12 protein-coding genes and 1 tRNA gene are annotated in these 13,811 nt (G+C 70.3%); 9 read left to right on the top strand and 4 right to left on the bottom strand.

What is annotated here, in order from left to right:
• Positions 1-158: 158 nt before the first annotated feature.
• The 8 genes from FIF60_RS12075 (at position 159) to FIF60_RS12040 (ending at position 10,762) form a co-directional block, all read left to right on the top strand.
• Positions 159-1,769 carry a 2-isopropylmalate synthase gene (locus tag FIF60_RS12075; RefSeq protein WP_144186338.1) on the top strand — a complete coding sequence of 537 codons (1,611 nt, stop codon included), beginning with the start codon at positions 159-161 and terminating at the stop codon, positions 1,767-1,769.
• Between the two features lie 213 nt (positions 1,770-1,982).
• Positions 1,983-4,739 (top strand): S8 family serine peptidase, encoded by a 2,757-nt coding sequence (locus FIF60_RS12070; RefSeq protein ID WP_144186337.1) that lies wholly within the window; start codon positions 1,983-1,985, stop codon positions 4,737-4,739.
• Between the two features lie 219 nt (positions 4,740-4,958).
• A complete protein-coding gene (locus tag FIF60_RS12065; RefSeq protein ID WP_144186336.1) occupies positions 4,959-6,002 on the top strand; it encodes a rod shape-determining protein in 1,044 nt (347 codons plus the stop codon).
• Between the two features lie 109 nt (positions 6,003-6,111).
• Positions 6,112-6,981 carry a rod shape-determining protein MreC gene (mreC, locus tag FIF60_RS12060; RefSeq protein WP_144186335.1) on the top strand — a complete coding sequence of 290 codons (870 nt, stop codon included), beginning with the start codon at positions 6,112-6,114 and terminating at the stop codon, positions 6,979-6,981.
• Between the two features lie 6 nt (positions 6,982-6,987).
• Positions 6,988-7,515 (top strand): rod shape-determining protein MreD, encoded by a 528-nt coding sequence (gene mreD, locus FIF60_RS12055; protein WP_144186334.1) that lies wholly within the window; start codon positions 6,988-6,990, stop codon positions 7,513-7,515.
• Positions 7,516-7,525: 10 nt separating this feature from the next.
• Positions 7,526-9,448, top strand: coding sequence for a penicillin-binding protein 2 (mrdA, locus tag FIF60_RS12050; RefSeq protein WP_144186333.1), 1,923 nt, complete (start codon positions 7,526-7,528; stop codon positions 9,446-9,448).
• On the top strand, positions 9,445-10,587 hold the full coding sequence (rodA, locus tag FIF60_RS12045) for a rod shape-determining protein RodA (protein WP_144186332.1): 1,143 nt from the start codon (positions 9,445-9,447) through the stop codon (positions 10,585-10,587). Before mrdA ends, rodA begins: the two co-directional genes overlap by 4 nt.
• A gap of 99 nt (positions 10,588-10,686) precedes the next feature.
• Positions 10,687-10,762: transfer RNA gene (locus FIF60_RS12040), tRNA-Lys, on the top strand.
• An 86-nt stretch (positions 10,763-10,848) separates the two neighbouring features.
• On the opposite strand, the gene FIF60_RS12035 is transcribed toward FIF60_RS12040, so the two are convergent.
• From FIF60_RS12035 to FIF60_RS12020, 4 genes are all read right to left on the bottom strand, one after another.
• Positions 10,849-12,156, bottom strand: coding sequence for a PQQ-dependent sugar dehydrogenase (locus FIF60_RS12035; protein ID WP_144186331.1), 1,308 nt, complete (start codon positions 12,154-12,156; stop codon positions 10,849-10,851).
• A 78-nt stretch (positions 12,157-12,234) separates the two neighbouring features.
• Positions 12,235-12,699, bottom strand: a complete 465-nt coding sequence (locus FIF60_RS12030) for a DUF6691 family protein (protein ID WP_144186330.1) — start codon at positions 12,697-12,699, stop codon at positions 12,235-12,237.
• Positions 12,696-13,124 carry a YeeE/YedE family protein gene (locus tag FIF60_RS12025; RefSeq protein WP_239451603.1) on the bottom strand — a complete coding sequence of 143 codons (429 nt, stop codon included), beginning with the start codon at positions 13,122-13,124 and terminating at the stop codon, positions 12,696-12,698. Before FIF60_RS12025 ends, FIF60_RS12030 begins: the two co-directional genes overlap by 4 nt.
• A 1-nt stretch (position 13,125) precedes the next feature.
• On the bottom strand, positions 13,126-13,353 hold the full coding sequence (locus tag FIF60_RS12020) for a YgaP family membrane protein (protein WP_144186329.1): 228 nt from the start codon (positions 13,351-13,353) through the stop codon (positions 13,126-13,128).
• 58 nt (positions 13,354-13,411) lie between these two features.
• Here FIF60_RS12020 and FIF60_RS12015 point away from each other — a divergent pair, with 58 nt between their 5' ends.
• A complete protein-coding gene (locus tag FIF60_RS12015) occupies positions 13,412-13,735 on the top strand; it encodes an ArsR/SmtB family transcription factor (RefSeq protein ID WP_144186328.1) in 324 nt (107 codons plus the stop codon).
• Positions 13,736-13,811: the final 76 nt, after the last annotated feature.

Below are 13,811 nucleotides of genomic sequence, written 5' to 3'. Positions count from 1 at the left end.
TCCCTGCGCCCGCATCCGCGGGCGGCGCGCTCGCGTCGATTTCCGGCCTTCTCCTTCGACTTAGCCGCCCCTGGGCGTGACGCCGGCGCGGAGGTCCCGCGCTGCACCGCTCAGGGGATCGTCCCCGGCCTAGTCGTTCACCCAGAGGAAGAAGCGCCATGTCCGCCACCCCCACGCCCCAGGCTGCAGACCACCCGACCGTCGATCACCCATCCTTCGGCAGCGTCGATCCCGCGCGCGTGATCGTGTTCGACACGACGCTGCGCGACGGCGAGCAGAGCCCCGGCTTCTCGATGAATCTCGAGGAGAAGCTGCGCATGGCCGAGGCGCTCGAGGATCTCGGTGTCGACGTGATGGAGGCTGGCTTCGCCATCGCCTCGCCTGGCGATTTCGCCTCGGTGAAGGCGATCTCGGAGAAGATCCAGGGAGCGGTGGTGTGCTCGCTCGCCCGCTCCGCCCGCGCCGACATCGATGCCGCGGGAGAGGCGCTGAAACCCGCGCGCCGCAAGCGCATCCACACCTTTATCAGCACCTCGCCGCTGCACATGAAGTACAAGCTGCAGATGTCGCCCGAGGCGGTGCTGGAGGCGGTGACGAACTCCGTCACCCATGCTCGCAAGTACGCCGACGACGTCGAATGGTCGGCCGAGGACGGCTCGCGCACCGAGGCCGATTTCCTCTGCCGCTGCGTCGAGGCAGCGATCAAGGCGGGTGCGACAACGATCAACATCCCCGACACGGTCGGCTATGCCGTGCCGGAGGAGTTCGGCGCGATCTTCGCCATGCTGCGCGAGCGCGTGCCGGGCGCGGAGAAGGTGATCCTGTCGGCGCACTGCCACAACGACCTTGGCCTCGCGGTGGCGAACACGCTCGCGGCCGTGAAGGCCGGGGCGCGGCAGATCGAGTGCACGATCAACGGCATCGGCGAGCGCGCGGGCAACGCCGCGCTCGAGGAGCTCGCCATGGCGCTGCGCACGCGCGCCGACGCGATGCCCTATGCCAACGGCATCGTGACGCAGAACATCACGCGCACCTCGCGCCTGCTCGCGACCATCACGGGGTTCGACGTGCAGCCGAACAAGGCGATCGTAGGGCGCAACGCCTTCGCGCACGAGGCGGGCATTCACCAGGACGGGATGCTGAAGCACTCCGGCACCTACGAGATCATGACGCCGGAGAGCGTCGGCCTCGCCAAGTCGTCCCTCGTGCTCGGCAAGCATTCCGGCCGCGCGGCGTTCCGCGACAAGCTGAAGCAGCTCGGCTACGCCGATATCGGCGACAACGCGCTGAACGACGCGTTCCAGCGTTTCAAGCGCCTCGCCGACGTGAAGAAGGTCGTGTTCGACGAGGACGTGGTCGCGCTCGTCGATGACGAGGTGGTGCGCGCGCACGATGCCGTGCGATTCGTGTCGCTCGAGGTCTGGGCCGGAAGCAAGGCGCCGCAGCGGGCCATCCTCGAGCTCGACATCGACGGCGAAACGAAGCGCGCCGAGGCGACCGGCGACGGCCCGGTCGATGCCACGTTCAAGGCGATCCGCATGCTCTTCCCGCACGAGGCGGAGCTGAAGCTCTACTCCGTCGGCGCGGTGACGGAGGGCACCGACGCGCAGGCGAAGGTGACCGTCCGGCTCGAGGAGGCGGGCAAGCTCGTCGATGGCCAGGGCGCCGACACCGACACGCTGGTCGCCTCCGCGCGCGCCTATGTGCATGCGCTGAACAAGCTCCTGGTCAAGCGCGCCCGCACCGCGCCTGCCGCCCTCTCTGCCTGATCGCCGCGCCGGACCGGTCTGTGCACACGCGCACAGACCGGCTCCGCACCCTCGCTGTACCGTCGCCGTGTCCGGGATCGTCTTCCCGAACGCGACAGGCCCGGCAAGTCCTGCCGGGTGGTCAACCGGTCGTTAACCGTTCGCCGTTAACCTCTGTTTCAGGCCTTGTCGCTGTGGACGAGACGGCCCTAGCAGCTCTGTGCGGAGGAATGGATGGCGCACGCCGACGCCACGACGGTCACGCATGTCGCCTTGCCGGCCGACCCTGGCTTCGCGGCGCAATGGCACCTGCTGAACCCCGGCGGCGTGGACGCCAACGTCACCCCGGTCTGGGCTGACTATACCGGCCGCGGCGTGCGCATCGGCATTGTCGATGACGGGATCGAGCTCGGCCACCCCGACCTTGCCGGCGCCTTCGGCGCGGGAGGCTGGGATGCGCGCGGCAATGACGCGAACCCGGCCGCCGAGGCGGGCGATATCCACGGCACGGCCGTCGCTGGGGTGATCGGCGCGAATGCCGACGGCGCCGGCCTTGTCGGCGTGGCGCATGATGCGACGCTCGTCGGCTTCCGCATGGGCTATGGCGCCGCAGGCTCGACCGCGCAGATCGCGACCCAGCTCCGCAACCAGGCGGGGGTGGACGTCTCGAACAACTCCTGGGGCTTCGGCGGGCTGTTCACCGACAATTTCGCCTCCCCCGCCTATGCGCCGATCCGCGATGCCCTCGTGCACGCGACCGATGTCGGCCGCGGCGGGCTCGGCACGGTGTTCGTCTTCGCCGCGGGCAACGCGCGGGCGAGCGGCGACAGCGTGAATCACCACGGCATCCAGGCGGCTCCCGAGGTCATCACCGTCGGCGCTGTCGATGCCGAGGGCAAGGTCGCGTCCTTCTCCAACCCCGGCGCTGCGCTGCTCGTCTCCGCGCCCGGCGTGGCCATCACCACGACCGACCGCACGGGCGCGGAGGGCTACTCGGCCGGGAACACCGCCACCGTCTCCGGCACGAGCTTCGCCGCACCGGTCGTCAGCGGCATCGTCGCGCTGATGCTCGAGGCCAACCCCGACCTCGGCTGGCGGGATGTGCAGGAGATCCTCGCCCTCTCCGCGCGCAGGACGGATGCAGCCAACGCCTCGTGGACGACCAACGGCGCCGGCACCTGGAACGGCGGGGGCATGCATTTCTCGAACGACTACGGCTTCGGCCTGGTGGACGCGCGCGCCGCCGTGCGGCTTGCCGAGACCTGGGATGATGTCTCGCACAGCCAGAACCTCGCCAAGGTCAGCGCCGCCTCGGCGCCGCGCATGGCCATTCCCGACGCCTCGCCTGCCGGCCTCACGAGCACGCTCAGCCTCGCGGACGGGGTCGCGATCGACCGCGTGCAGGTCTCGCTCGACATCCGCCATACCTGGATCGGCGATCTCCGCGTCTTCCTCGTCTCGCCCGAGGGAACCGAGAGCGTGCTGATCGACCGTCCCGGCCGGTCGCCCGCGAACAGCTCCGGCTATGGCTCGTCTGCCGACGACATCGTCTTCACCGTCACGTCCAACGCGTTCTGGGGCGAGGGCTCCGGCGGCGCATGGACGCTTCGGGTGGTCGATTCCATGGCAGGCGACATCGGCCAGCTCGTCTCCTGGTCGATCACCGCGCTCGGGGACGCGGCGAGCGAGGACACGCTCTACGTCTTCACCGACGAGTTCGCCGCCGCACGGGCCGCCGACCCCTCGCGCGGGCTGATCGTCGACATGGCCGGCTTCGACACCATCAACGCCTCCGCCGTCACCGGCCGCGTCCTGCTCGACCTTGCTGCCGGCGGCGGAACGATCGGCGGCGCGGAGCTCGCCCTCGCCGTCGGAACGACGATCGAGGCGGTCCATGGCGGCGATGGCCATGACGTTCTCGCAGGCGATGGCTTCGCCAACCGCCTGACCGGGGGCCGAGGCAACGACATCCTCTCCGGCGGCGGCGGGGATGACTGGCTCGAGGGCGGCTTCGGAGACGACATCCTCGACGGCGGGGCCGGGTTCGACACCGCTGCCTTCGCCATGGCCTGGACGGCGGCGTCCTATGGCTGGGATGCGGGCGCGCTTGTGGTCTCCCTCGGCGCGCTTGGCACCGACAGGCTCCCCGGCATCGAGCGCCTTGCCTTCAGCGACCAGTTCGTCCTCGTGTCGGACCTCGTGATGCCGGCTGCGCCCCTCGTCCTGCCGAAGCTTCTGCTCGGCAATGGCGCGGCCGGGACCGGCTGGTCGGCCACGGCAGGGGCGGATGCGACGGTTACCGCCGCGCAGCACGGCATCGCCGGTGCGACGGTGGCGGTGGACTGGGGGCCGGGCGATGCCGTCTCCGCCACCGTGACGAGCGCCTGGAACACGCTGAAGACCGTGACGGTGCGCGACGACGATGGCGCCGATGTCCGGCTCGACAATTTCGTCGATGCCCTGGTCGAGCTCGGCGGAACGGCGGCAAGCAGCGTGGCGCTCAGCGGCATCAAGCGCGGCACCGTCCGCACCGGCTCGGGCGACGATGTCGTCACCATCACCGCCTTCTCGAACGGCGCCGACGCCGATGGCTGGGGCAATGGCTTCGTGGTCTCGACGGGCGCCGGCAATGACCGCATCACCGTGACGGGCTGGAATGGCTGGTCCTACGCCACCATCGAGGCCGGGGCGGGGGACGATGTCGTGATCGGCAGCTCTGGCGCCGACAGGATTCGCGGCGGCACGGGCAGCGACACGCTCACCGGCGGGGCGGGGCGGGACCTCTTCCTGTTCGCGCACGGTGACGGGGCAGACGTGATAACCGATTTCGCCGTCGGCGCAGACAGGCTCCGCTTCGAGGGGATCGCCGCCGGGGCGGTCAGTTGGGCGGTGCAGGAAGGCGGAACGCTGGTGCAGTATGGCGCGGGCGACCAGCTGCTTCTTGCCGGCGTGCTCGCCGGGTTCACCGCCGCCGACCTGGTCTTCGCCTAATCGGCCACGGCGGGCGGAGTGGCCCTGCGGCATGGCTGCCACGCCGGCCGGAATCCCGGTTGTCGCCGGAAGCGTCGCGCCGTAAACCTTGCGGCCTCCATGCGCCCGCATGTGGTGGTACCCGCTTTGGTTGCGGCCCGTGGCTGCCCCGCCGGGCCGCCCGGGCCTGAGGCCGCCAAGGCTTCCGTGGCGCTTGGCACGTAGGAAGGTTGCCGATCGATGCTTTCTCGCCTGCTCGGGTTTCTCTCGGCCGACATGGCCATCGACCTCGGCACCGCGAACACCCTCGTCTATGTGAAGGGGCGCGGGATCGTGCTCGACGAGCCCTCCGTCGTCGCGATCGCCGATGTGCGGGGCAAGAAGCAGGTCCTCGCCGTGGGAGACGAGGCCAAGCAGATGCTCGGCCGCACGCCGGGCAACATTTCCGCCATCCGCCCGCTCCGCGACGGCGTGATCGCCGATTTCGAGGTGGCGGAGGAGATGATCAAGCACTTCATCCGCAAGGTTCACAATCGGCGAAGCTTCGCCTCGCCGATGATCATCGTCTGCGTGCCCTCCGGCTCCACCGCGGTCGAGCGCCGGGCCATCCAGGAGAGCGCGGAGAGTGCGGGCGCCCGCAAGGTCCTGCTGATCGAGGAGCCGATGGCCGCGGCGATCGGCGCCGGCCTTCCGGTGACCGAGCCGTCCGGCTCGATGGTCGTCGATATCGGCGGCGGAACGACCGAGGTCGCCGTGATCTCGCTCGGCGGCATCGTCTACTCGCGATCGGTCCGCGTCGGCGGCGACAAGATGGACGAGGCGATCATCTCCTACATCCGCCGCAATCATAACCTGCTGATCGGCGAGTCGAGCGCCGAGCGGATCAAGATCGAGATCGGCGCCGCCTGCCCGCCCGACGACATGGACGACGGCCCGCTCAAGGAAGTGAAGGGGCGGGACCTGATGAACGGCGTGCCGCGCGAGGTCGTGGTCAGCCAACGTCAGATCAGCGAAAGCCTGTCCGAACCCGTCTCGGCGATCGTCGAGGCGGTGAAGGTGGCGCTCGAGAACACCCCGCCGGAGCTTGCCGCGGACATCGTCGACAAGGGCATCGTGCTCACCGGCGGCGGCGCGCTGCTCAACCGGCTAGACTACGTGCTGCGCGAGGCGACTGGCCTTCCCGTCTCCGTCGCGGAGGATGCGCTCTCCTGTGTCGCCCTGGGCACAGGTCGGGCGCTCGAGGAGATCAAGAAGCTGCGGAACGTGCTGAGCTCGATGTACTGAGGTTAACCTGTTTGCCCCAACCTGCGGCGGCTCTGCCGAGGCAGGCGATGGGCCGGGAGGCAAGGCATCCAGGCATGCGGCTAAACCCAGGCATTCCGCGGGGCAGCGCGTGATCCGCCTCAGCGTTCCGTTCCGCCAGGCCCTGGCGCGACTCGTGCTGCCGCTGCTGATCGCGGCGAGCTTCGGGCTGATGCTGCTCGGCAAGGCCGATACCGTGATCGCCGAACGGGCGCGCGTCGCGCTCGCCGACTTCCTCGTGCCTGTCTACGATGTCCTGTCCCGCCCCGTCGGCGCCGTGCAGGATGCCATCGAGGCCGTGCGGGGGATCGCCGACATTCACGCCGAGAACGCCCGTCTCAGGGAGGAGAACGCGAGGCTCCGCCGCTGGCATGACGTGGCGATGGCGCTGGAGGCGGAGAATCTTGCGCTGCGCGCGGTGCTGAACGCGCCGGCGGAGCCGACGCCCGGCTTCATCACGACCCGCGTCGTGGCCGACACGGGAACCTCCTACGCGCGCTCGGTGCTGCTCTCGACCGGGCCGCGCCATGCCGTGCGCAAGGGCCAGGTGGCGCTCGACGAGAACGGTCTCGTGGGGCGCGTCAGCGAGGTCGGCAGCCGCTCTGCGCGCATCCTGCTCGTCACCGACATCAACAGCCGCATCCCCGTGCAGATCGAGCGCACGGGCCACCGCGCCATCCTCGCAGGCACGAACGGGCCGGCGCCGCGGCTGCAGCACTGGGCGGAGGGCAGCCAGCCCCAGCCTGGCGACAGGGTGGTGACGTCCTCCCAGGCCGGCGCACTTCCGGCCGGGCTTCCCGTCGGCACGGTTCGGCAGGGGCACGGCGGCGTGCTCGAGGTCGAGCTCGCGGCCGACATGAACAGGCTGACGTTCGTGCGGCTGCATGATTTCGGCCTCTCCGGCATCCTGCCGCCGGAACAGGTCGCGCGGCCCGAGCCGCGCCGGCGTCCGGGGAGCTGAGCCGGTATGGCCGTCGGGCTTCCCCGCCAGACCCTGCTGCAGCGCCTCGACACGGCGGCGCACGAGGCCGCACCCGCCGCACTCGCCGTCGTCCTGGTCATCGCCTCCTGCCTGCCCCCGCTCGTTCCCGGCCAGCCCGGGCTCATCCCCTCCGCCGCGCCGGCCGCGGTGTTCTTCTGGACGCTCTATCGGCCGCGGCTGATGTCCCCGCTCGCCGTGTTCGGCCTCGGCCTGCTGTGCGACCTGCTCGCTGCCGCACCGCTCGGGCTCAACACGCTTCTTCTGCTCCTGCTGCACGGCATCGTGCTGACGCAGCGCCGGGTGCTGGCGCGGCAGTCCTTCCTGCTGGTCTGGATCGCCTTCGCCCTGCTCGCCACCGCGCTGTTCGCCGTCGGCTGGGTGCTGCATGCCGCGCTCGCCTTCCGGGTGCTGCCGGTGCTCCCCCCGCTCGTCGAGCTCGGCCTCGTCATCGCCGTCTATCCCGCCTTCTCCTGGCTGTTCGTCCGCCTCGAGCGGACGCTGCAGGCGGCATGAGGGGGCGGCGATGAAGAAGGAGAAGGGCCAGCGCACCGTCTTCACCCGCCGCCTCGTCATGCTCGGCCTCGGCAAGACGGCGCTGCTCGGCGCGCTCGGCGTGCGGCTCTGGCAGCTCCAGGTGAAGGAGAGCGAGCGCTACGCCGTGCTCGCAGACGAGAACCGCATCTCCATGCGCCTGTTGCCTCCGCCGCGGGGGCGCATCACCGACCGGTTCGGCGTTCCGATCGCGGAGAACAGGCTCAACTGGCGGGCCATGCTCGTGGCCGAGCGGACCGACGATGTCGGCGCGACCCTCGCGACCTTCTCCCATGTCGTGCCGCTCACGGAAGCCGAGAGGACCCGGATCGAGCGCGACGTGCGCCGCCGCCGCCGCTTCGTCCCCGTGCTGGTGCGCGAGTTCCTCGACTGGGAGGACATGGCGCGGCTCGAGGTGAACGCGCCGGACCTGCCAGGCATCGTGACCGATGTCGGCCAGAGCCGCACCTACCCCTACGGGGAGGAGTTCGCCCACCTGATCGGCTACGTCGCCGCCCCGGCCGAGGCCGACCTCGACGGCGACCCGATGCTCCAGCTTCCGGGCATCCGCATCGGCCGGGCCGGACTCGAGCGCGCGCATGACCAGGCGCTGCGCGGCCGGGCGGGGCGGGTGCAGCTCGAGGTCAACGCCGTCGGCCGCGTCATCCGCGAGCTCGAGCGCGAGGAGGGCACGCCCGGCCAGGACGTGACGACGACGCTCGATGCCGGGCTGCAGCAGGCCGTCTCCCGCCGCATCGAGAACGACAGCGCCGCGGTGGTGGTGCTCGATGCGCGCAACGGCGAGGTCATGGCCATGGCCTCGACCCCGTCCTTCGACCCCAACGTGTTCGCCGAGGGTGTGTCATCCGCCCAGTGGCGGGCCTGGACGTCGAACCGGCGCAACCCGCTCGTGAACAAGGCGGTGGCGGGGCTCTATGCGCCAGGCAGCACCTTCAAGATGGTGGTGGCGCTCGCCGCCCTCGACTCCCGGCTCGTGGCGCCGGGCGAGCGCATTCCCTGCTTCGGGGTCACCCAGCTCGGCGATTCGAAGTTCCACTGCTGGAAGCGCGGCGGGCACGGGTGGCTCGACATGCGCGAGGCCATCAAGCAGTCCTGCGACTGCTACTTCTACGAGACGGCCAAGCGCGTCGGCATCGACCGGATCGCGACGATGTCGCGCCGCTTCGGCCTCGGCGTCGAGCTCGACCTCGAGCTTCCCGGCGCCCGCTCGGGCCTCATCCCCACACGGCAATGGAAGATGGCCACGCAGGGCGTGCCCTGGCAGCAGGGCGAGACGCTCGTGCACGGCATCGGCCAGGGCTTCACCCAGGTCTCGCCGCTGCAGCTCGCCGTGATGACCGCGCGGATGGTCAATGGCGGGCGTGCGATCCAGCCGCACCTGACCCGCGCGGTGGGCGGGGCGCTGCAGAAGGGCCACCGGGCGGAGGACTGGCCGGCGCTCGGCATCCCCGAGCCGCATCTGAGGCTGATGCGCGAGTCCATGTCGGGCGTCGTGAACGAGCGCGGCGGGACGGCCTGGGCGAGCAGGCTTCCGGCCGAGCTCGGCGTCGCGATGGGCGGCAAGACGGGAACGACGCAGGTTCGGCGCATCACCATGGCAGAGCGCGAGCGCGGGCTGAGGCGGCAGGAAGACCTTCCCTATGAATGGCGCCACCATGCGCTGTTCGTCGGCTTCGCGCCGGTCGAGGAGCCGGTCTACGCCGTGGCGGTGATCGTCGAGCATGGCGGCGGCGGCTCGGCGGCGGCCGCGCCGGTCGCTCGCGACGTGATGCTCGAGACGCTGACGCGCGACCCCGCGCGGCGGACGAGCCCGCCGCCGCCCCCCACCCGACCCGACCAGCAGCGCGTCGCCGAGGCCGCCGCGCCTGGGCCTGCGCGGACCGAACGGCCATGATGCAGCGGACGCTCACGCGCGACCGCGGCATGGGTTTCGGCGAGAAGCTTGCCTCGGTGAGCTGGCCCTTCATCGTCCTGCTCTGCCTTCTCGCCGGCACGGGCTACGCGATGCTCTATTCCGCCGCCGGCGGTAGCCCGGAGCCCTGGGCCTTCCGCCACGGCCTGCGCTTCGGCTTCGGCGTGCTGCTGATGCTCTCGATCGCGCTCGTCGACATCCGCCTGATCCTGAAGCTCGCCTGGCCGCTCTATCTCCTCGGCATCGGGCTTCTCGTTCTCGTCGCGCTGCATGGCGCGGTGGGCAAGGGGGCGCAGCGTTGGCTCGATCTCGGCCCGATCCAGGTGCAGCCCTCCGAGCTGATGAAGATCTTCCTCGTGATCGCTCTCGCCTCCTGGTTCCACCGCGCGAGCATCGAGCGGGTGGGGAACCCGCTCTTCCTGATTCCGCCGCTGATCGCGGTGGCCGTGCCGGTCGTGATGGTCCTGCGCCAGCCCAACCTCGGCAACGCGCTGATCACCTGCATGCTCGCGGGCGTGATGCTGTTCGTCGCCGGCGTCAGGCTCTGGAAGTTCGCGCTCGTCGGCGGGGCCGTCGCCGTCGCTGCGCCGATCGCCTACGAGAGCCTGCACGACTACCAGAAGAACCGGATCCTCACCTTCCTGAACCCGGAGAGCGACCCGCTCGGTACCGGCTATCACATCATCCAGTCGAAGATCGCGCTCGGCTCGGGCGGCATGTTCGGCCAGGGCTTCGTGCAGGGAACGCAGAGCCAGCTGAACTTCCTGCCCGAGAAGCAGACCGACTTCATCTTTACCATGCTGGCCGAGGAGTTCGGCTTCGCCGGTGCCGCGGCGCTGCTCGGCCTCAACCTGCTCGTGGTGCTCAACGGGCTCGCGATGGCCTTCTCCTGCCGCCACCAGTTCGGCCGGCTGGTGGCGGTGGGCATCACCACCAATTTCTTCCTCTACGTTTTCGTCAACATCGCGATGGTGATGGGGGCGATCCCGGTCGGTGGCGTGCCGCTTCCGCTGGTCAGCCACGGCGGGTCGGCGATGATCACGGTGATGATCGGCTTCGGCGTGCTGATGAGCGTGCACGTGCACCGGGACGTCGAGATCGAGGGCGAGCAGCAGGCCTGACCTGCCGCTCGGGCGTGCCTGTCGCCTCCCCCGGCACTCGACACGCTGGGGGGGCTTTGCTATAGCGCCGGGCCTTGCGGGGGTCTCGGCCCCTGCCGGGGGCGCATAGCTCAGTTGGTAGAGCAGCTGACTCTTAATCAGCGGGTCCAAGGTTCGAGTCCTTGTGCGCCCACCATTCCCCGGCGACGGCGACAGCACGGTTATCCCCAGCGGACCCTGAGCGGACCCCCATCCCGTCGGGGACGGCTGCCAGCCTCCCGCCTATGCCCCCGTCACGCGCCAGATGACATCCCCCACGTCGTCGGCCATCAGGAGGGATCGGTCCGGCCCGAGCGTGACGCCCACCGGCCGGCCGTAGGACACCGACTCATCGGGCGCGAGGAAGCCCGAGAGGATGTCGCGGGCCGGGCCTGAGGGGCGGCCGTTCTCGAACGGGACGAACACCAGCTTGTAGCCGCTCAGCGTGCTGCGGTTCCACGAGCCGTGCTGGCCGATCGCCATGCCCTCGGGGAACCCGGGCAGGGTTCCGGCCGGAACCCAGCAAAGGCCGAGCGAGGCGGTGTGGCCACCGAGCGCGTAGTCGGGCGTGATCGCGCGGGCCACCATCTCCGGATCCTGCGGCACGCGGTCATCCACCACCCTGTCCCAGTAGCAATAGGGCCAGCCGTAGAACCCACCCTCCTGCACCGAGGTCAGGTAGTCGGGCGGCGTCTCGTCGCCCAGGCCGTCGCGCTCGTTCACAACCGTCCACAGCACGCCGGTGCGCGGCTCCCAGGCGAGCCCGACGGCGTTGCGCAGCCCGTTCGCGAAGATGCGGCTCGCGCCTGTCTCGAGATCGAGCTCCCAGATCGCGGCCCGGCCCTCCTCCACCTCCATCCCATTGTCGCCAATGTTGGAGAGCGAACCGACGCCCGCGTACAGCTTCCGCCCGTCCGGGCTCGCCAGGAGGCTTCGCGTCCAGTGCCCGGCGGGCTTGAAGTCGACGATCTTGCGGCCTGGCGCGGTGATGCGGTCCGCCCCCTGCGCGTAGGGGAATTCGACCACGCCGTCGGTGTTGCCGACATAGAAGCGATCGCCGAGCTGCGCCATGCCGAAGGGCTGGTTCAGCCCCTCCAGGAACACGAGCTGTGTCTCGGCCACGCCATCGCCGTCGCGGTCGCGAAGGAGCGTGATGCGGTTCGCGCTCTCGCCCGTCGCCTTCGCGCGGCGCAGCGTGCTGACCATCGCGTAGTCGAACACGTTGCGCATCTTCGTCCGCGGCACGCTCGAGGCCTCGGCAACCAGCACGTCCCCATTGTCGAGCACGTGGATCCAGCGCGGATGCTGGAGCCCCCGCGCGAAGGCATTGACCTTGAGGCCCGGCGCGGCGACCGGCGCCTGGCCGTCGTCCCAGCCGCGCGCGGTCGGCATCTTGAGCGTGGGGATGGCACCTTGCGGCTTGCCCTGCGGAATGGTCGGCGCCTCGCCCCAGGCGGGCGTCGGTTCGCCGTCGCGCATACGGCGAAGCCGCAGTGCCGTACCGCCGACGACCGCGACGACCTGCGCAAACATGCTCGAGAAGCTCACCATGCCATCTCCGTGGGGAAGGAGACGGAAGGCTACGCGATGCGCCGCATGGCGCAAGCGAGGCACGGCCGTGCGGCCGGCTCAGCGCGAGGCGGGAAGTCCGATTGCCGGCTGGCGGTCGAGCACGAGCCTCGCCGCGGCCATGCCGAGGACCATCGCTGCGACGAAGGCGATGCCCTTGCCGCTGCCGATGCCGAGCGTGACGAAGGCAGGGCCCGGGCAAAGGCCCGCGAGCCCCCAGCCGATGCCGAACAGCGCCGGCCCGATGATCAGCTGCCGGTCGACCTGCGCCGAGGGTGGGGCGGGAAACGCCCCGGCGAAGACCGGGCGCCCCGTGCGCCGGGCAAGGCGGAAGCCGATGAAGGCGACGGCGACACCGCCACCCAGGACGAAGGCGAGACTCGGGTCCCACAGCCCCGTGGCGATGCCGCCGAGGTCGAGGAAATTGAGCACCTTCGCGGGGTCCGCCATGCCGGCAAGGATCAGCCCGAGGCCGAAGACGAGCCCGGCGACGAACTGCGCGGCGATGGAGAGCGCGCCCCTCACAGCACGTGCCTCGTGAGGAACACGGTGGCAAGCCCGGCTGCCATGAACACGGCCGTCGCGACCAGGGAGCGGACGGAGAGCCGCGCGAGGCCGCACACGCCGTGGCCGGAGGTGCATCCGTTGCCGAGGACAGCCCCAAACCCGACGAGCAGCCCTGCCGCGACCAGCACCGGTGTTGCCGCAGCGATGGTCTGGTGCACCGCCTCGCCGCTGGCGGCGGCGACGAGCATCGGCGCGGCCACGAGGCCCGCGATGAAGGCGAACCGCCCCCATCGGTCACCGCCCGGCTCGGGCAGGATCAGCCGCGAGGCGATGCCGCTGATGCCGGCGATGCGGCCGTGGCTTGCGAACAGCATCACGGCGGCGAGGCCGATCAGCCCGCCTCCGAGAAGCGAGGCGAGCGGTGTGAACTCCGTCGCCGTCACGTCAGGACCTGCCGATCTCGCAGGTGCGGATGCCGAACAGCGAATAGGCGGGGCAGACGCGCAGAAGGGCGGTGAGAATAAGGACTGCGCCGACGGCCGCGACCGCGTAGCGCCAGGCGCCGAGGTTGGCAAGCGCGGCGGCCGCCGGGGGAACGAAGGGGGCTGCGAGCAGGACCGCCCCGAGCACGAAGCGGACCGTCCTGTCGAGCGAGCCGATATTGGCGACCATGCTGGCCTCCTCTGATGAACCTATAGATTAGTATCTGCGAATATACTAAGGTGTCAAGATGAAAGCTGCTTCCCTCCCTGTCTCGCCGTCGGCGATCGAGCCACGGCTCGCGGACGCCTCCCGCCTGCTTGGCGCGCTCGCCAATGGTCGGCGGCTCATGGCGCTCTGCCACCTGCATGGCGGCGAGAAATCCGTCGGCGAACTCGCAAACCTCGTCGGCCTCGCCCCGGCGGCTCTGTCGCAGCATCTCGCCCGGATGCGCGCCCTTCGCCTCGTGGCGACGCGCCGCGAGGGCCAGACGATCTACTACCGCGTGGCGAACGACGAGGTCCGGGCGATGCTCGACACGCTGCATCGCCTCTACTGCGCATCGGAGGCCTGAGTTCCCCCGCCGGGGTCATGACGAAACGCTGCGTGCGCGGCATGCTGCGGCACGCAACGGGCACGAAGGGGGGCTG

The sequence above is a fragment of the Elioraea rosea genome (assembly GCF_007644105.1).
Lineage (GTDB): Bacteria > Pseudomonadota > Alphaproteobacteria > Acetobacterales > Acetobacteraceae > Elioraea_A > Elioraea_A rosea.
The sequence above is the reverse complement of the archived record's forward strand: the minus strand, read 5'-3'. Positions and strand labels throughout refer to the sequence as shown.